This window comes from Bradyrhizobium sp. F1.4.3, from assembly GCF_040548375.1.
GTDB lineage: Bacteria > Pseudomonadota > Alphaproteobacteria > Rhizobiales > Xanthobacteraceae > Bradyrhizobium.
In genome coordinates, this window is sequence record NZ_JBEPRN010000007.1 from 56,672 (window position 1) to 74,586 (window position 17,915).

General features: G+C 59.8%; 16 protein-coding genes and 1 tRNA gene. 4 read left to right on the forward strand and 13 right to left on the reverse strand.

Going from position 1 to position 17,915, the window contains the following annotated elements; all coding sequences use genetic code 11:
* Positions 1–6 precede the first annotated feature (6 nt).
* The 4 genes from ABIB73_RS20105 to ABIB73_RS20120 form a co-directional block, all read right to left on the reverse strand.
* Positions 7–711 (reverse strand): cytochrome c oxidase subunit 3, encoded by a 705-nt coding sequence (locus ABIB73_RS20105; RefSeq protein WP_354226592.1) that lies wholly within the window; start codon positions 709–711, stop codon positions 7–9.
* Complete coding sequence (gene ctaD / locus ABIB73_RS20110; RefSeq protein ID WP_354226594.1) at positions 708–2,483, reverse strand: cytochrome c oxidase subunit I; 1,776 nt, start codon at positions 2,481–2,483, stop codon at positions 708–710. Before ctaD ends, ABIB73_RS20105 begins: the two co-directional genes overlap by 4 nt.
* 172 nt (positions 2,484–2,655) lie before the next feature.
* On the reverse strand, positions 2,656–3,489 hold the full coding sequence (gene coxB, locus ABIB73_RS20115) for a cytochrome c oxidase subunit II (RefSeq protein ID WP_354226596.1): 834 nt from the start codon (positions 3,487–3,489) through the stop codon (positions 2,656–2,658).
* Between the two features lie 39 nt (positions 3,490–3,528).
* On the reverse strand, positions 3,529–3,705 hold the full coding sequence (locus ABIB73_RS20120; RefSeq protein ID WP_354226598.1) for a hypothetical protein: 177 nt from the start codon (positions 3,703–3,705) through the stop codon (positions 3,529–3,531).
* A 341-nt stretch (positions 3,706–4,046) separates the two neighbouring features.
* Between ABIB73_RS20120 and ABIB73_RS20125 the strand changes: the two genes are divergently transcribed.
* Both ABIB73_RS20125 and ABIB73_RS20130 read left to right on the forward strand, forming a co-directional pair.
* The gene (locus tag ABIB73_RS20125) at positions 4,047–4,943 is read left to right on the forward strand and encodes a DUF2189 domain-containing protein (RefSeq protein ID WP_354226600.1); all 897 of its coding nucleotides are present in this window, start codon (positions 4,047–4,049) and stop codon (positions 4,941–4,943) included.
* Positions 4,944–4,976: 33 nt separating this feature from the next.
* A complete protein-coding gene (locus ABIB73_RS20130) occupies positions 4,977–5,840 on the forward strand; it encodes a complex I NDUFA9 subunit family protein (protein ID WP_354226601.1) in 864 nt (287 codons plus the stop codon).
* 496 nt (positions 5,841–6,336) lie between these two features.
* Here the strand turns inward: ABIB73_RS20130 and ABIB73_RS20135 are convergent, their stop codons facing one another.
* From ABIB73_RS20135 to ABIB73_RS20170, 8 genes are all read right to left on the reverse strand, one after another.
* On the reverse strand, positions 6,337–7,173 hold the full coding sequence (locus tag ABIB73_RS20135; protein WP_354226603.1) for a carbohydrate ABC transporter permease: 837 nt from the start codon (positions 7,171–7,173) through the stop codon (positions 6,337–6,339).
* On the reverse strand, positions 7,170–8,087 hold the full coding sequence (locus ABIB73_RS20140; protein WP_354226605.1) for a carbohydrate ABC transporter permease: 918 nt from the start codon (positions 8,085–8,087) through the stop codon (positions 7,170–7,172). Before ABIB73_RS20140 ends, ABIB73_RS20135 begins: the two co-directional genes overlap by 4 nt.
* 18 nt (positions 8,088–8,105) lie before the next feature.
* Entirely contained in the window at positions 8,106–9,446 is a 1,341-nt protein-coding gene (locus tag ABIB73_RS20145) for an ABC transporter substrate-binding protein (protein ID WP_354226607.1), read from the reverse strand.
* Positions 9,447–9,476: 30 nt separating this feature from the next.
* On the reverse strand, positions 9,477–10,481 hold the full coding sequence (locus ABIB73_RS20150; protein WP_354226609.1) for an ADP-ribosylglycohydrolase family protein: 1,005 nt from the start codon (positions 10,479–10,481) through the stop codon (positions 9,477–9,479).
* A 280-nt stretch (positions 10,482–10,761) separates the two neighbouring features.
* The gene (locus tag ABIB73_RS20155) at positions 10,762–11,826 is read right to left on the reverse strand and encodes an ABC transporter ATP-binding protein (RefSeq protein ID WP_354226611.1); all 1,065 of its coding nucleotides are present in this window, start codon (positions 11,824–11,826) and stop codon (positions 10,762–10,764) included.
* 36 nt (positions 11,827–11,862) lie between these two features.
* Positions 11,863–12,567 (reverse strand): ribonuclease activity regulator RraA, encoded by a 705-nt coding sequence (locus ABIB73_RS20160; protein WP_354226613.1) that lies wholly within the window; start codon positions 12,565–12,567, stop codon positions 11,863–11,865.
* Positions 12,568–12,632: 65 nt separating this feature from the next.
* Entirely contained in the window at positions 12,633–13,448 is an 816-nt protein-coding gene (locus tag ABIB73_RS20165) for an NAD-dependent epimerase/dehydratase family protein (RefSeq protein WP_354226615.1), read from the reverse strand.
* A gap of 44 nt (positions 13,449–13,492) precedes the next feature.
* Positions 13,493–14,614, reverse strand: coding sequence for a mandelate racemase/muconate lactonizing enzyme family protein (locus tag ABIB73_RS20170; RefSeq protein ID WP_354226617.1), 1,122 nt, complete (start codon positions 14,612–14,614; stop codon positions 13,493–13,495).
* A 96-nt stretch (positions 14,615–14,710) separates the two neighbouring features.
* Between ABIB73_RS20170 and ABIB73_RS20175 the strand changes: the two genes are divergently transcribed.
* On the forward strand, positions 14,711–15,796 hold the full coding sequence (locus ABIB73_RS20175) for a LacI family DNA-binding transcriptional regulator (protein WP_354226619.1): 1,086 nt from the start codon (positions 14,711–14,713) through the stop codon (positions 15,794–15,796).
* A gap of 274 nt (positions 15,797–16,070) precedes the next feature.
* Here the strand turns inward: ABIB73_RS20175 and ABIB73_RS20180 are convergent.
* Positions 16,071–16,147 (reverse strand) — tRNA-Met (locus ABIB73_RS20180).
* 310 nt (positions 16,148–16,457) lie between these two features.
* Here ABIB73_RS20180 and ABIB73_RS20185 point away from each other — a divergent pair.
* Positions 16,458–17,915, forward strand: a complete 1,458-nt coding sequence (locus ABIB73_RS20185; protein ID WP_354226621.1) for a coniferyl aldehyde dehydrogenase — start codon at positions 16,458–16,460, stop codon at positions 17,913–17,915.

Below are 17,915 nucleotides of genomic sequence, written 5' to 3' on the forward strand. Positions count from 1 at the left end.
CCCTCCCTAGCTCAGCAACTGGCGACAGATGTCGACGACATTGTCTGTCCAGCCCGTCAGCAGGCCGAGCAGGACCAGCCAGACCAACAGCAGGAAGTGCCAGTAGATGGTGCAGAGTTCCACGCTCAGGCGAATTTGGCTCGCCTCGGCGCCACGCAATACCTTGGCCGTCGTTCTGCCGAGGGCCACCAGGCCGCCCATCAGATGTAGCCCGTGCACCGCGGTGATCAGGTAGAAGAACGAATTGGCTGGATTGGACGCCAGGAAGTACCCGGCGCCGCTCAGCTGGCGCCACGCCAGCAGTTGCCCGACAAGGAATGTAATGGCGAACGCTCCACCGGCGCACAGGCCGATGCTTGTGCCGTCGATGTCGTCGCGGCGCGCGGCCATATACGCCCATTGCAGTGCCACACTGCTCAAGACCAGGACGCCGGTGTTGAACCACAGCAACGGCGGCACCGGCAGCGTCCGCCAGTCCACCAGGTTCATCCGCATCGAGTAAGCGCTGATGAAGAGTGCGAACAACGAACCGACGACCGCAAGAAACACGCCCAATCCGATCTTCGCCGGAGGCAACGACGAGGTGCTCTCCTCGCGAAGATCGACGAGCACGCCTTCCTCAAGCCAGGGCTTGGCTGTCAGCCGCTGCTGCGAGAGCCACCAGCCCGCAATTGCGGCTATTCCGGCCATGAACAGGATGATGGCGCTCACGGGTGGGCCCCCTGCGCCGACAATCCAGCCGGCGGTTCATTTTGCGCCACGAAATCTCTGGCGGCGCCGGGGACACTGTAGTCGTAGGCCCAGCGATAGACGATCGGGAGCTCCTTGCCCCAGTTGCCATGCCCCGGCGGGGTCTCCGGCGTTTGCCATTCCAGCGACGCGGCGCCCCAGGGATTGCCGCCCGCCTCTTTTCCTTTGAGCAGGCTCCAGATCAGATTGAACAGGAACACGAGCTGGGCGAAGCCGACGATCAGGGCCGCCACGCTCATGAACGCATTGAGATCATGGGCGGATGCCGGAACGAAGGCCGTTTCGCCGATGTCGTGATAGCGGCGGGGCATACCCAACAGGCCCAGATAGTGCATGGGGAAGAAAATCGCATAGGCGCCGAGGAACGAGACCCAGAAGTGGAATCGTCCAAGCGCCTCATTGAGCATTCGTCCGGTGACTTTAGGGTACCAATGATAGATTCCGCCGAACACGGCCATGATCGGTGCAATACCCATCACCATGTGAAAATGAGCGACAACGAACATCGTGTCGGATAACGGAACGTCTACGACCACGTTGCCGAGAAACAGGCCGGTCAGGCCGCCGTTTACGAAGGTGATGATGAACGCCAGCGCGAACAGCATCGGGATGGTGAGATGAATGTCGCCACGCCAAAGGGTCAGCACCCAATTGTAAACCTTGATCGCGGTCGGGATCGCGATGATGAGCGTCGTGGTGGCGAAGAAGAACCCGAAATACGGGTGCATGCCGCTCACATACATGTGGTGCGCCCACACGACGAAGCTGAGGGCGCCGATTGCCACGATCGCCCAGACCATCATGCGATAGCCGAAGATGTTCTTCCGGGCGTGGACGCTGATCAGATCGGAAATGATGCCGAAGGCCGGCAACGCGACGATGTAGACCTCGGGATGGCCGAAGAACCAGAACAGGTGCTGGAACAGGATCGGGCTGCCACCGCCATATTTCGTCAGCGTGCCCATCTCGACCAGCGTGGGCATGAAGAAGCTGGTTCCCAGCAAGCGGTCGAGCAGCAACATCACGGAGGCGACGAACAGCGCCGGAAAGGCCAGCAGCGCCATGACGGTGGCCGTGAAGATGCCCCACACCGTCAAGGGCAAACGCATCAACGTCATGCCGCGCGTGCGCGCCTGCAGCACGGTCACCACGTAGTTCAGCCCGCCCATGGTGAAGCCGATGATGAACAGGATCAGGGAGGCCAGCATGAGAACGATGCCCCAATCCTGCCCGGGCGTACCGGAGAGAATCGCCTGCGGCGGGTACAGCGTCCAGCCGGCGCCGGTGGGCCCGCCGGGCACGAAAAAGGTCGAGGCCAGCACCACGACCGCGAGCAGGTAGACCCAATAGCTCAGCATGTTCACATAAGGGAACACCATGTCCCGGGCGCCGACCATCAGCGGGATAAGGTAGTTGCCGAAGCCGCCCAGGAACAGCGCGGTGAGAAGGTAGATCACCATGATCATGCCGTGCATGGTGATGAACTGGAGATACTGGTTCGGATCGATGAATGAAAACGTGCCGGGGAATCCGAGTTGCAGCCGCATCAGCCATGACAGCACCAGCGCAACCATTCCAATGGACATTGCCGTGATCGAGTACTGGATGGCGATGACCTTGGCGTCCTGCGAAAAGACGTACCTCGTCCACCAGCTTCTCGGATGATAGAGCTCGACCTCGCCCACTTCGGCGGGCGGGACGCCTGCGACTGTGTCAAACGGGACATCGACCATCGGAATACCCTCCTTGGTCTTTCTTTAAAGCGCGATGAGATTGGGATGAATCGTCATCGCGCTTTAAGTTGTTGTTTGAGCATGATCTATTCGGAAAACCGCTACGCACTTTTCCGGATCATGCTTTAGCGAAGAGTTCGCCCTCTGCTATGCGGCGCTCCTCGCCGTTATTTCATTCGCTCTCTCTCGTGTAAGCCGCTTTCGCGACATCCCGCTGCCCGGAAAGCTCGGCGAACGTGTGCTGCTTGTCGAGCCACGCGTGATAGTCTTTCTCTTCTTCCACGACGACCTTGCTCCGCATCTGCGCGTGCGCGGCACCGCAGAGCTCCGCGCAGAGAACCTCGAATGTCCCGGTGCGCGTGGGCGTGAACCAGTAATATGTGACCGAGCCCGGTATCATATCCATCTTCGCCCGAAACTCCGGCACATAGAAATCATGCAGGACATCAATCGAGCGGAGCAACACCTTCACCGGTTTCCCAAGCGGCAGGTGCAAGTCGTCATTTTGAATGACGACATCGTCTTGGCCGGCGGGATCGTCGGGATTCAACCCCATGGGATTTTCGGCACTGACATTGCGGGCATCGGAAGTCCCGAGCCGGCCGTCCTTTCCGGGAAGCCGATAGCTCCATTGCCACTGCTGTCCCATGACCTCGACCTCGGTCGCATTGGCCGGAACTGTGACGAACTGGTGCCAGACAACCAGGCCGGGTGCCAGCATGGCTGCGACGCCGATTGCAGTCCCGACGCTGAGCCACCATTCGAGCTTCTTGTTTTCGGGATTGTAGGCTGCGCGCCTTCCCTCCGTGTGTCGAAAGCGGAAGACGCAATAGGCCATGAATGCGACGACCGCGAAGAAAACCGCCCCGGTGATCCAGAACGTCAGGGTGATCGTGTCGTCGATGTAGCGCCAGTTTGAGGCGAGCGGGGTCCACCACCACGGGCTGAAAATGTGAAACAGCACCGAGGCGATTGCGACCAACAGCAGTATGATTGCTACAGCCATCCTTTATGCATCCTTGCCGGTAAAGGCTGCGGATACGTGCTAAAGGGCGAAGCTCACGTCTGTCGCGATGGCGAATTTCATCTTCGCCATCGTCGTGCCTCTTGTCTCGCCCATTCGACCGGTCGCGACGTAAAAGGTTGACACGAACTGCACGTCACGACCGCTCACCTCATAGGAGCCGGGGCCGTTCAGTGTTTTCAGGATGGTCCCCGTCAAGCCCGGCGTCAATAGAGGAGTGTGCCGCCTTGGTCGCGGCGCGTGTTGGCCCGAATGCAGCGCAAGTGTCGAAGAACACCGTCGGCACCGCTACTCGATGACGCAATGCAACAAATCGATTTGTGCGGGTGCACAATTCGCTCAACTGCGAACGCCATCCTTGCTTCTATCGCGTATCGCACTAATTTCACTGTACCGGTCGCGACAGATGTCGTCCGGCAAAGCTCCTTCACGTTGAACCTGATTTGCCGGGCTCGATCGCGATTTTCGCGCACGAGACGGATGCGCGTGTTTTGAGTGCGCTCCGTTCCCCTGCGATCAGAAGCAAGGAGATCGGCGCCATGACCACGGTATTCGCAAGACCCAAACTGCAAGTGTTTGGCGTCTCTACCCCCTTTGTCGTTCGCAAGATCAGCCTTTCCGATTTGGGCAACGCGTTGCGCCTGGGCTGGGAAGACTTCAACGCCATCCCAACTCACGCCATCGTCCTGTGCGTGATTTATCCCGTTCTCGGACTTGTCCTGTTCAGACTTGTCATCGGCTATTCGGTGCTGCCGCTGCTGTTTCCACTGGCCGCGGGTTTTACGCTGATCGGTCCCTTTGCCGCGCTCGGCCTCTACGAGCTCAGCCGCCGCCGCGAGCGCGGAGAGGAAGCCGCAGCTTGGGATGCCATGCAGGTGCTGCGCGCACCGTCCTTCGGCGCCATGCTCGAACTCGGCGTCCTCCTGCTGGTTCTGTTCGGCGTCTGGATCGGCGCCGCGAACGCGATCTACGTTGCGACCTTCGGCCACGCTCCGGCTGCAAGCATCCCTGACTTCGCAACGCGTGTTTTGACGACGCCGGAAGGATGGTCGCTCATCATCGTCGGCTGCGGCGTCGGCTTCCTGTTCGCCGTCGTGGCCCTGTGCGTCAGTGTCGTCTCGTTTCCGCTGATGCTCGACCGGCATGCGACCGCGATCGACGCAATCCGGACGTCGCTGCGGGCCGTAAGGGAAAATCCTGTTCCGATGGCGGCATGGGGTCTGGTTGTTGCGGCATTGCTGGCGATCGGTTCGCTACCGTTCTTCGTCGGTCTCGCCGTCGTGCTGCCGGTGCTCGGTCATGCCACCTGGCACCTCTATCGGAAGGTGGTCGAGCCTGACCCGAATCCGCCGGAAGAACAGCCCCGCCCACCGATAGGTCACCGCTATGCGGCGGATTTCCCGGCCTCACTTTTCCCATGGAGTCGCGAACGCTAGCCGGAGGCAGCAACGAACGGTCGCACCATCACTGTGTTCGGCGGAACCGGGTTTCTCGGCAAGCGCATCGTTTGCCATCTGCGCAGTCACGAATTTCCCGTCCGGATCGCATCACGTCATCCGGACGTGCAACTTCAATCCGTGGCGGCCAACATTCACGACGAGCGATCCGTCGCGAATGCGCTGGTCGGCGCCTACGGCGCCGTGAACGCGGTCAGCCTTTATCGCGAGCGCGGAGGGGAGACGTTTCACTCCGTTCACGTCGAGGCGGCTCAACTTGTGGCAGCCCAGGCCCACCGGGCGGGAGTCGAACGGCTTGTTCACGTTTCGGGGATCGGTGCCGACGCCGCCTCGCCATCCCTCTACATCCGAAAGCGCGGCGAAGGTGAACGGGCGGTCCGCGCGGAATTCGCCGATGCATTTATCGTCCGCCCGGCCGTGATGTTCGGACCGGACGACGCGTTCCTCAGCACCGTCCTCACGCTCCTTCGCCGGCTTCCGATCTATCCGATGTTCGGCGGCGGCCGGACCAGATTGCAACCGGCCTATGTCGAAGATGTTGCGGAGGCGGTTGCCCGAATCATGGCGCGAGCCGAGACCCACCCGACGGTCTTTGAGTTCGGCGGCCCGACCCCCTCCTCTTACGAGCAACTGCTCAGAGCGATCGCGCATCAAGCTGACCTCGCGCCTCGCCTGATCCCAATTCCGTTTGCCATTTGGCACGCGCTGGCATGGGCCTGCGAAATCCTCCCTCGTCCACCCCTTACCCGCAATCAGGTGGAGCTGATGCGGATCGACTCCGTGTCATCACCGGAGATGCCTGGATTTGCCGAGCTTGGCATTTCGCCACTCTCGATCGAGGAAATGGTCCAGAGGATGTTATCGAATCGAGGATGAAAGAAGCGTCCCGACTCATCCGCTTTGACGGCCGACGGTTCACGCGCGAATGCTATTCGGGTCGACTCGGTCACCAAAAGAAAACCCCAGCAATCATGCGAGATTGCTGGGGTTTTTCATCAACTTGGTTGCGGGGAGGTGCAACCACCGATACCGACATTCGCTGATGGCCGCCATTTGAGATAACGGCCGGGGTGTATTCAGCTCGAAGGTCTAGAAATACCGCAGTGTTTCAAAGGCCCCTCTGATATTTTCGGTGTTTTTGGCCCATTGAGATCATTGCAGATCTTCTCGTTGTCAGAATGGCGGTTGTTGCTCTGGACCACGCATGATCCACACCGCACCCCAGCACTCCGGAAGCACCTCTCGTCGCAGGAGGGATCTCGATGTTCCCCGACGGATTCGGTTTCCTTGTCAAAGACCGATCCACCGAGATACCGACTTTCCCGTCGGACCGCCATTTGCGACCGGACCTTTTGGTGCTCCGTCACATTGATCAGTTCTTGACTGCACCGCTGGATATGCCGTCGATGAAGCGTCGTTGCAGAAGAACGAAGAACAGAATTGTTGGTGCGGCGATTAGCGTTGCGGTCGCCATCATCTGCGGCCATTGGCTACCGTATCGACCGCTCAGTTGATAGAATCTGGCGGTGGCTGTGGCGGCCGAATCGGTTTGCAGAAAAGTTATCGAGATCAAGAACTCGTTCCAGGTGTTGAGTGAGACAATTAGCGCGACCGTCAGCAGGCCGGGCGACGTCAACGGAAAGATGATGCGCGCGAAAATTTGAAAGTTGCTGGCTCCGTCGATCCTCGCGGCTTCCTCAAGCTCGACCGGAATTGAAACGATATAGGTTCGCAGCAAGAAGAGCGAGAATGGCGTAAAAATTGCCGCATAGACAAACATCAGCGCGAAGTGATTGTTGATGAAGCCAATCTTCGCGAACAGAAAATAGAGCGGGAAGATGAACATCTGAACCGGGATCGTGGTCGTCGCCAGGAAATACAGGCTGATGGCCAGCCATCCGGGCACGCGCCGACGTGCGATGACCCAGGCGGCCGGCGTTGCCACAAGACAAACGATTGCAACGGTGCCCGCAGCTACCAGGCAGCTGTTCATGATCGCGCGGCCAAGGCGCGTTTCGATCCAGACCTGCTTGTAGACGGCGAAATTCGGGCTGTCCGGAAATCCGAGCGGGCTGCTGAGAATTTCAAAATCTGTCCGAAGACTATTGGTGATCATCAACGCCAGCGGGAAGATAACCGAGAACGCAGCTGCGCACAGCAACACGTATGCAAAGACTTGCGATGCCGACCGACCTTGATAAGGGATCATGACAGTTTTTCAGACTTATATTGAACGCGCAGATAGATCGAGATGGCAACAAGGCCCAGTATGCTCATCACCAGCGAATAGGCGGAAGCCCGCCCGACGGCCATCTGCTGGAATGCTGTCTTGTAGGCGAGCGTACCAAGCACTTCGCTCGAGAAGCCCGGGCCGCCTTCTGTCAAAATGAAGACCCAATCGAACACACGGAACGACCAGATGACCGTCATGAGCAGCATGAACAGGATCGTCGGCATGATCATCGGCAGCAGGATGAAGCGGAACGTGGCGATGTAGGACGCTCCATCCATGAACGCGGCCTCGATCAGGCTGACGTCAACCTGACGCAGTGCTGCGAAATAGATGACAGTAAGATAGCCCCACCAGTGCCACATATCGACCAGCAACACCCCGTAGAGGGAGGTCGATGGATCTGCGAGCGGATTTGAAACTGCGAGTCCAAGTCCTTGCAGCCAACCCACTACGCCCGTTACGGGGCTGTAGATCATGCCACGCCAAATCTGCGCGAGGATGATGGTTGCGATTGTCACCGGCAGGAAAAAGACAACTTGAAAGAACGTCCTGCCGAACTTGATGATCAGCAAGAGAGCCGATGCGATGAGCGCAACGATCATGGGTAGCGTGACGAACACGCTTGTGAAGATGAAGTTGTTCGACAGCGCGATCCAGAATCGCGCTTCGCCGAACAGCGCCCTGAAATTGTCCAGTCCGATGAAGTGTGGCGTGCCCAGACCGTTCCAGTCGGTGAAGGAAAACACAACGGTCGCGATGACGGGAAACGCGACCACCGATGCACTCAGCACCAGGGCAGGAAGAACAAACAGCCAAGCTGAATCCCGCTCGACCGCCGACCGAATCTTGGCGGGGACGGCGGTTACGGGCGCACTTTGGACCTTCAACATCGAACCGTCTTTCAGAAGCTAGGCGCGCGCCGGCAGCGTCTTCACAAGACCGTCTTTCAGGTCTTGTTGGAACACCTCATCGACCTTGTCGCAGAATTGCCTGGCGGTAATCTGGCCGAGCCAGACTTCCTCTATGCCACCCTTCATGTAGTCGTCGGTGCGAGCCGGCCAGAATGTCCACGGCGCATAGCCGTAGGTCTTGTTCTGCAGCGCCGATGTCGTCTCGTAATTCAGCTTCACCGCAAGCGCCGTCATGCGATCGAGATTGGTGGCAGGCTCGGGGGGAGAAACCAGAGGAGAATCCCACTCCCCGCCCCATGCCTCGGACATTGCAAGAATGAATTTGCGGTCGAGCAGCGCGTTAATTGCTCTCGCTGCTCCTTCCGGCACCTGCGAAGCAGCATTGATCGCAAGATCTGCACCTATGCCCAGCGGGAAGACCGGGTAAGGCGCTTGGCCGGACAACTTCGGGATCGGTGTCCAGTTCATCTCCTGGCGGGTTTTCTTGAACGTCTCGTCGACCCACTGGAAGGCCCAGCTTCCCTGGATGGCCATACCGCATTTTCCGATGGCCATCAGCGCAAAGGATTGCTGCCCGCTAAGGGCAAAATATTTCTGGCCGCCGAAGTAACCCTTGTCCCACCAGCTCTTCAAAAGCTGGATCGATTCGACGAACACCGGGTCATTCCAAGGCAACTTTCCGGTGAGCGCAGCGTAGACACTGTCAGGTCCTGCGCAGCAACTGAACGACGCTCCAACATAGTGGCGATTGACATAGCGCGCGCCGGAATTTCCTGCGGCGAGCGGCTGCACACCGGATTTGATCATCTGGTCGGCGAGCGCCTCGAAAGCGGCACGATCGGTCGGCGGCGTCCATCCGTTCTTCTTGAACAGCGTATCGTTGTAAAACAGCACCTGGGTTTCGCTGGTCTTCGGCAACGCGAACAGCGTTCCGTCATACGTTCCCATGCCAAGCATGAAGGGAACGATCCGCTTGTCCCATTCAAACTTGCTGGCGAGATCCTTCAACGGCAGCAACCGTTTGGCGATTACAAGGCGCTGGGTCCAGGCAGGGCCGTTGGTCAGGATGATATCGGGACCGCTACCGGCCGAAAGGGCGACCAGCAACTGGTCGGGCAACCCGGAACCCCTGAACTCGACAACCAGCTCGTATTCCGATTGCGATGCGTTGAAGGGTTTGACCAGAAACTGGTCCAAGGCGGCCTGCTGGGCGGCCGTCGCGCCTTCGTACCACCATACGACCCGCCTGGGTGCGGCACTGGCCTTGACTGTAGCAAGGCCGACGATCGCGGCTCCTCCGGCCAGCACTGATCTGCGCGTTATGTTTGAAGCAACCATCATGACCTCCCGAAGTAATTCAGATCGAAATCAAGGGCACCGCCGAAGAGCCAGCATCTCGCTTTCGACCTTCGTGCGCGCGACGGCTGCAAGCCGGGAAGCCAGTTCGATCTGGGCTTGTCGGGATTTGCCGGGCAGCTTCTGGACCAGCGGATCGTTCGTTGGCGAGACACCGCTAAGCGCGCCGCAAATGCCCGCCGCCATGCACGCAATGGTGTCGGAGTCGCGGCCAAAATTCGCACCGAGAATCGCGGCCTGGCCTGGATCGCCCTTCGCTAGCCAGACGATGGCAAGCGTTGCCGGAACCGTTTCCCGGCTGTCACACGCGATCGGCTTGCGGAACTTCTCATGATAGGCCTGCCTGAACGCCTTGTAGTCCCCGGTCGCGCGCACGATATCGAGCGCCGACTTGATCAACGACAGCATTTCCGCGCCGCTCCACGGCTTCACGTGATCGATCGCGGCCTGCAGGACTGCATCTACGGTCGAGCCGACGGCAAGTGCTTCGGCCACCGCCGCTGCTATTGCAGCAGCGCCGTCCTGACAAAAGGCAACGTCGGTGACGTGGATCAGGCTTGCCAATTCCATCGCCTGCGCGGCCGCCGCGCGCGGGTTGCCGGCATTCACAATTCCAACCGGCGCAATGGCCATCGCCGAACTGGAACTTGGCATCGTGCCCGCCGCGATGGTTCGAGGCGAATATCCGTAGCGGAGCTTGGCTGCTGCATGCAGCACCGAAGGAAAGAAGCGCCCGACCTTTTCACCGAATATCTGGTTGTTCTGCTCGCGCCACTGGACGGCCCAACTGTCCGCGTCGGCGTAGCCATTGGTCCTGATCAAGGCCGCGGCGATCAGATCGCGCATGATGGAATCGTCGGTGCCATCCCCCTCGAATGAATTGATCCAGCCAAACCTTTCTTCGATTTGGGCAGGTTCGAGGTTTTCGGTGGGTGTTCCCATGGCATCGCCGATGACACCGAAGGAGAGACACGCGAAGGCGTGGCTCTCGAGCCGGCTGACTGCGGTAGTGTGCACGAATGACCTCCCGGGACATTTATGAAAACGATTACATGATACCGTATACGGGACCCGGATCGTGTCAACTCACATAATAAAAACGGCCCTCAAATTCCATTCTGCTCGACATCGACCCTGCAACCGCTTTCATATTTGGACTCAGATGAGATTTTACTCGGCAGGGGCCGGATCATCACCGGAGGCTCGAGGAGGCCTGCATTTTCGATATCCCCGCGACCGATCGCCCTTCAATCCGAACCAGACATGACCGGCCATTGATCAGTTGATCCTGAAGCAACTACAACCGCGCACCGGTATCCCTGTCGAACAGATGCGCCGCGCTGGTGCGTGGCCGCAGATATACGCGGTCGCCCGGCTTGACCTGGCGGCGATCCCTAAAGATTGCGATGATGTCCTGGGTACCAATCCGCGCCACGATCTGGGTTTCCGATCCCGTCGGTTCAACCACCACCACCTCGGCCTCGATCCCGACATCGGCAAATTCGAGATGCTCGGGACGGATACCATAGATGACCGGCCTTCCATCCGAGGCGACGGGGGCCGTCGCGATCGGCAACTTGTTGCCGTTAGCGGTTTCCACCCATGGTCCACCGCCATTCATGCAGAGCTTGCCGTCCAGGAAATTCATCGCGGGCGAGCCGATAAAGCCGGCGACAAACTTGTTGTCCGGACGGTCGTAGAGATCGAGCGGCGAACCCACCTGTTCGACGATTCCATCCTGCATGACGACGATCTTGTCGGCCATGGTCATGGCCTCGATCTGATCGTGGGTCACGTAGACCGTGGTGGTCTTCAGGCGCTGGTGCAGTTCCTTGATCTCGGCGCGCATCGCGACGCGGAGCTTGGCGTCAAGATTGGAGAGCGGCTCGTCGAACAGAAACACCTGCGGGTCGCGCACAATGGCACGTCCCATGGCGACGCGCTGGCGCTGACCTCCGGAGAGTTGACGCGGATAGCGGTCGAGCAACCGGCGCAAGTCCAGAATGCCGGCGGCGCTGTTGACCTTTTCGGCGATCACAGAGGTATTGGCGCCTCGCAGCTTCAGCGAAAAGCCCATGTTGTCGGCAACCGTCATATGCGGATAGAGCGCATAGTTCTGGAACACCATTGCGATGTCACGCTCTTTCGGCTGGATATTGTTGACGACGCGGCCACCAATCGAGATTGTGCCTGAAGTGATGTTCTCCAGTCCTGCCAGCATGCGCAGCAATGTCGATTTGCCGCAGCCCGACGGCCCCACCAGCACGACGAACGCGCCGTCCTCGATCGGAACGCTCACGCCGTGCAGCACCTCAAAACCTCCAAAGGATTTACGCACGTCGCGAACCTGCACTGAGGCCATACCAGTTTCCCTTTCCCAAAATTCAACGCCGTCGGCTCACGGCTTGGTCCTCGACGCTTCGTAACGGGATTTGCTTTCCGCATTTGGCGGATAAAGTCCCGGTAGCGGAATGCCCATCTCAACCTCATTCATGATCCAGCATTCAAGGCGCTCCTGCTCTACGCAAAGTGCCGTAACGTCTCCGACGATCGCCTTTGGGATAACGACAGCACCGTCCGCGTCGACGACGATCACATCATCCGGAAAAATTGCCACCCCGCCGCACCCGACCGGTTCTTGCCAGTTCACGAAAGTGAGACCCGCAACAGAGGGCGGAGCTGCCGCACCATTGCACCATACCGGCAAGCCTGTGCCAACGACGCCCGCGACGTCGCGAACGACCCCATCTGTCACCAATGCAGAGACGCCTCGCTTCTTCATGCGAGCACAAAGGATATCTCCGAAAATTCCAGCATCAGTTACGCCCATGGCGTCGACGACGGCAATACAGCCTCCGGGCATCGCCTCGATAGCGCCGCGGGTCGAGATCGGGGAAGACCACGACTCCGGTGTCGCCAGATCCTCGCGAGCTGGCACAAATCGAAGCGTAAAGGCACGTCCAACGAGGCGAGGTTGGTTGGGTTGCAATGGCTTCGTTCCGCGCAGCCACACATTGCGCAGGCCCTTCTTTAGAAGCACCGTCGTGATGGTCGCGGTGGTAACCAACTTTAGCGACTCGAAGATTGATGTTTCGTCCGTCAAGATCACCTCATCAGTTTTAGTCTGGATTGAAGCAAATGAGATCGCAGTCGACCCAGACCGCCATATCAGCTCATCCCTTCCAATGGACCGCTGAAACCGTCCTGGCAGTATGGCCCGCCCTGAAAAGCAGCCGACACTGGCGTCAGGCTTTCGCTGTTGTCAGCCAGCACCATGTCCGTCGCATGAGATTCCGCATCGTCCTGGGGCTTGAACGGCAAGCGACCATAGGGATTCTTGTACCAGCCGCGACTATTGTTCGAGATGCCGTAGACGATTTCGAAATGGAGATCGTCGGTATCCAGGCAGCAGCGCACAAGCGACACCAGGTCGCGACCGCTGATCCAGAGAGAGAGCATTCTCGGATTGGTGGGCCGCGGTCGAAATTGCCCGATGCGAACGCAAACACTCTCAATGCCGTGCTTGTCGGCGTAAAGCCGGGCCATTGCTTCGCCGACAACCTTGCTCACGCCATAGCGCGTGTCCGGGCGTACCGGTGCCTCCCTGCCGATTGGCGTATCGCGGTGATAGAATCCGACCGTGTGATTTGAGCTCGCGAAGACGACCCTGCGCACACCTGCGAGCCGCGCGGCCTCGTAGATGTGATACGTGCCATCAATATTGACGTCGCGAATTGTATTCCAGTCCGCTTCCCGCGGAACACCCGCCAAATGGACGATCGCATCGACACCGTTCGCGACTCGCTCAGCATCCGCAGGAATGCGAAGGTCACCTATCTCGATTTCCTCCCCGTGACGCACCCGTCCAAGAGGAGCAATGTCGGTGCTGCGGACTATCGGATAGGCACCGACCAAGCCTTCCCGTATGCAACTGCCGAGCAGTCCAGCGGCTCCAGTAATGAGGACTCGTTGATAAGCTGTCATCGTAACTGCCGTTCGTTTACCGAGGAATTCCGATCTTCCAGACTTTACGACCATGCCTCTGCCTGGCATCTCGCGATGGCCATCTCGTCGAAACGGTAGCCAAGACCCGGTTGCTGCGGAAGCTTGAGACGTGCCCCGACAATCTCAAGTTGGCGATCGATCAGCCTTCGAAAGTTCAGCACTTTGTCGTCCGCGAAGAATTCGACAAACCGGGCATTTGCGCAGGACGCGACCAAATGGATATGCAGGTCATGGAACCAATGCGGACACATGGTCGCGCCGTAGGCGTCCGCCAAGGCGGCAATTTTTCTGAACTCGCTGATGCCACCGCAGACCGCGGCATCGGTTTGAAGAATCGCAGCGGCCCCCTTGTCCAGAATTTCCTTGAACCGCCACCGCCCGGCTTCGATTTCTCCAGTCGCGACCGGCACCTTGATCCGCGAAGCAAGGTCGGCGTGCTCATTGATCTGATCCGGGCTGAAAGGCTCCTCGATCCAGTACGGGTCATAGTCAACGTAACGATCGATATAGCGAAGCGCGGTGGGGACGTCGGACCATGCGTTGTTAGCATCGAGCATCAACAGAACGTCCGGCCCGATAGCGGCGCGGGCAGCCGCGATCCTCGCCTCCTCCTCTTTGGGCGAAAGGCGGCCCACCTTCATCTTGACGGCCTGAAAGCCCAGCGCGACATAGCCAGCCATTTCCTCGCCCAGAGCCTCAGGCGACTTGCCGTCGAGATAATATCCCCCACTCGCATAGGCCGGGACCGAGTCCCTGCTGGCGGCGCCCAAATACTTGTAGAGGGGCAGTTTTGCTGCCTGGGCGTTGCAATCCCAGAGAGCGGTGTCGACGATGCTGATGGCGCGCATGACTGAACCGGCGCGGCCGTGCAGGAGCGCTTCCTGATACATTTCCTGCCAAAGGATCTCGGTGTCGCAAGTGTTCTGACCGATCAGGAGCGGCCTCAACAACAGCCGAACAGCCTGGCTGACGAGGTCCGCGGCCGCGTGGCCGCCATAGCAGTGACCAATCCCTTCAACGCCATCGGCGGTGCGGATACGCACGAGCGCGTATTCCCGCTCCAATACGCGCCGACGGGCGAAAGCCGTTGCCTTCTCAAGCGGCGCCCGCACGGTGCGAGCTTCAACCGATACGATCTTCGACATTCGATACCCTTGAATATGTAAACGCTTTCATCTACGATCCGTATTGAAAGGACGGGAAACTGTCAATAGACCGGAAGGGAACCTTCGCGAGTTAGCATGTCCGAGGTACCCGTCATCAGACGAAAACGCTCGCCCCCGCAAGGCAAAGGGCTGGCTGGCCTGTTGGATGTGGCCGCGTTGGCCGGTGTTTCCACCGCGACGGTGTCGCGTGTGCTCAATGGCTCAGCGAAGGTATCCAAGACGGTGGTCGAGCGGGTGGAGAGCGCCTGCCGCCAGCTTCACTATGTTCCAAACGGCCCCGCGCGGGCTCTCTCGTCAAGACGAGCGCGGACAATCGGCGCCGTTGTTCCTTCGATCGAGAATGCGGGATTTGCGCTTGCAATCGGATCCCTGCAGCGGCTTCTCGATGCGTCAGGCTACACGCTTATCGTAGCCAGTTCTGATTACGATGCATCGGTCGAACTACGGCAAGTGTCTATGCTGATGTCCCGCGGCATCGATGGTCTGCTCCTCGTCGGCGATGAGCATGCCCCCGAACTCATCACGATGATTGAACAGCAGGCTCTTCCCTTTATCGAAACCTGGTCCTTGAGTGCCAAGAATGCCTGTGTCGGCTTCGATAACGCAGCAGCCGCGAGAGCGATGGCCAACTACCTGCTGGACCTCGGGCACGTTCATATCGGCGTAATCTCCGGCAGGACAAAAAACAACGATCGAGCATCCGGTCGAGTGGCGGGTATCCGCACTGCTGTCGAAACGCGCGGGCTGAAATTGGCCGCCGAATGGATGATCGAAAGGCCCTATCGCATTGGCGAAGGCCGACTGGCGATGAGAGCCATATTGGCTTCGCCGGTAAGACCAACCGCTGTCATGTGTCTCAATGATCAGCTGGCGTTCGGTGCCTTAATCGAGGCAAAATCGAGCGGCCTCTCCGTCCCGCAAGATATCTCGATCACCGGCTTCAACGATCTCGACTTCGCCGCCTTTCTCGATCCGCCGCTGACGACGATACATGTCCCGGCTGACAGTATAGGCGTTGCTGCGGGAGAGTATCTTCTGGCACGGGCGAGCAACCGCCCGGTTTTGCGGGTGAATGAGATAGAGACAAGGCTCGTCGTTAGATCGAGCGCCGGTCCGCCCCGCGCGGTGTCCAGACAGGGTCGAAAGCCTGCTCGAATTTGACGACGCCAGACGACAGATTTCCGGGCTCGCTTCGATCACCGAATCGCGGTTCGCTACTGGCGTCCCATATCGACGCTATCGAGCGACATCCAAGATAGCGAGGATCAGAACAGATGGCGTGTACGGTGAAACGTCAGGCATCTGCGCGGCGAAATCGACGCCACCGTACACGGCGAACTGGGCACGATCTTCGGATGGATCGAAGCACAAGCCGTTGGAAAGACTCGGAAACGCGAAACTCCCGCAGCTTTCGCTACGGGAGTGTCGGTATCGTTGGTTGCGGGGATAGGATTTGAACCTATGACCTTCAGGTTATGAGCCTGACGAGCTACCGGGCTGCTCCACCCCGCGTTAAACCGTTGCGCGCCTTCGCCAAAATGCCGGGGACGGTGGATGGAGGGCCGACGCTGTTCGCGTGGCTTGCTCTTCCGTCCCAAAGGCTTCCTTGGAAGGCAACCCCGGGCAAAGCCCAACGGGTGCGGGGGGTATGTACCAACCCGGGCTGCCTTTGGAAAGGGCTGCGGGGACGTTTTTTTCGACTTTTATGACAGCCAGCGCGCCCGGATTCCGGCCCATTTGCCGCGCGCTTGCCAGAAGTTCCACAAAGGGCCAGCTTGCGGCAACAAGATAAGGGGGAAACGCCAATTTGAGGGAGAGCGGCATGGACCACGCCTTGGACCACGCCTCGGACCGATCCCCGACAAGCGCTCCGCTGCGGGCGCTGGAGCACGCCTTCCATGCCATGGTCGCGCGGTCGCGGGCCGAGGCGGCACCTGATCTGGCCGAGCGGCTCGACCGGCTGGCGCGGCTGCGCGCAGTGGTCGCGGACAACGAAGAGCGCTTCCGGCAGGCGATCTCGGCCGATTTCGGCCACCGCTCGGCGGTGGAGACCACCATCGCCGAGACGATGCTGGTGTTCTCCGAGATCCGGCACGCCACAAAGCATTTGAAGACCTGGATGGCGCCGCAGCGGGTGGCCACCGCGCTGCAATTCCTGCCCGCGCGCAACCGGCTGATCCCGCAGCCGCTCGGCGTCGTCGGCATCATCGCGCCCTGGAATTATCCGCTCCAGCTGACGCTCGCGCCCGCGATCGGCGCAATCGCCGCCGGCAATTTGGTGATCATCAAGCCGAGCGAACTCGTGCCCCACTTCTCGGCGCTGCTGAAGGAGATGGTCGCGCAAAAATTCGACGCGACGGAACTGCTCGTCACCGGCATCGAGGACGAGATCGCAAAGGCCTTTGCCACGCTGCCGTTCGATCATCTGGTGTTTACCGGCTCGACGCGGGTCGGCCGGCTGGTCGCGGAGGCCGCGGGGCGCAATCTGACGCCGGTGACGCTCGAGCTCGGCGGCAAGTCGCCGGCGATCGTCGATGCGTCCGCCGAGCTCGAGGAGGCGGCCGAGCGCATCGCCTACGGAAAGCTGCTCAACGCTGGGCAGACCTGCATCGCGCCGGATTATGTGCTGGTGCCGGAGGGCTCGGTGCAGGCCTTCGCCGAGAAGGTGCGCGCGCAGATGCGGCGCATGTTCGGCACCGATCCCGCCAACAAGGACTACACCTCTGTTATCTCCGACCGGCATTATGCACGGCTGGAAGCTCTGGTCGCGGATGCCGCGCAGCGCGGCGCAAAAATCCTGCAACCGGCGAAGCCCGACGATCCGAACTGGAAATCGCACCGCAAATTCCCGCCGACGCTGATCGTTGGCGCGACCGAAGACATGGCGGTGATGCAGGAGGAGATCTTCGGGCCGGTGCTGCCGGTGCTGGGTTATCGCGACCCGGCCGAGGCGATCGCCTTCGTCAACGCCCGCGACCGGCCGCTGGCACTCTACTGGTTCGGCAAGGACCGCGACGCGCGCGACGAGGTGGTGTCGCGCACCGTCTCCGGCGGCGTCACCGTCAACGACTGCCTGTTCCACTTCACCCAAATCAACCAGCCGATGGGCGGCGTCGGCGCGTCCGGCACCGGCGCCTATCACGGCGAATGGGGCTTTAGGACGTTCAGCAAGCTGAAGCCGGTGTTCTACCGCTCCAAGTTCAACCGCCTCGCCGACCTCTATCCGCCCTATGGCGGCAAGATCGCGCGGCTGGAGAAGATGATGCGGTTCATGTCGTAA

Bases quoted from the DNA above. Each gene is read 5' to 3' on its own strand.
- ctaD (WP_354226594.1), bottom strand. From the start codon at position 2,483: ATGGTCGATGTCCCGTTTGACACAGTCGCAGGCGTCCCGCCCGCCGAA.
- coxB (WP_354226596.1), bottom strand. From the start codon at position 3,489: ATGGCTGTAGCAATCATACTGCTGTTGGTCGCAATCGCCTCGGTGCTG.
- ABIB73_RS20125 (WP_354226600.1), top strand. From the start codon at position 4,047: ATGACCACGGTATTCGCAAGACCCAAACTGCAAGTGTTTGGCGTCTCT.
- ABIB73_RS20135 (WP_354226603.1), bottom strand. From the start codon at position 7,173: ATGATCCCTTATCAAGGTCGGTCGGCATCGCAAGTCTTTGCATACGTG.
- ABIB73_RS20140 (WP_354226605.1), bottom strand. From the start codon at position 8,087: ATGTTGAAGGTCCAAAGTGCGCCCGTAACCGCCGTCCCCGCCAAGATT.
- ABIB73_RS20145 (WP_354226607.1), bottom strand. From the start codon at position 9,446: ATGGTTGCTTCAAACATAACGCGCAGATCAGTGCTGGCCGGAGGAGCC.
- ABIB73_RS20155 (WP_354226611.1), bottom strand. From the start codon at position 11,826: ATGGCCTCAGTGCAGGTTCGCGACGTGCGTAAATCCTTTGGAGGTTTT.
- ABIB73_RS20165 (WP_354226615.1), bottom strand. From the start codon at position 13,448: ATGACAGCTTATCAACGAGTCCTCATTACTGGAGCCGCTGGACTGCTC.
- ABIB73_RS20170 (WP_354226617.1), bottom strand. From the start codon at position 14,614: ATGTCGAAGATCGTATCGGTTGAAGCTCGCACCGTGCGGGCGCCGCTT.
- ABIB73_RS20175 (WP_354226619.1), top strand. From the start codon at position 14,711: ATGTCCGAGGTACCCGTCATCAGACGAAAACGCTCGCCCCCGCAAGGC.
- ABIB73_RS20185 (WP_354226621.1), top strand. From the start codon at position 16,458: ATGGACCACGCCTTGGACCACGCCTCGGACCGATCCCCGACAAGCGCT.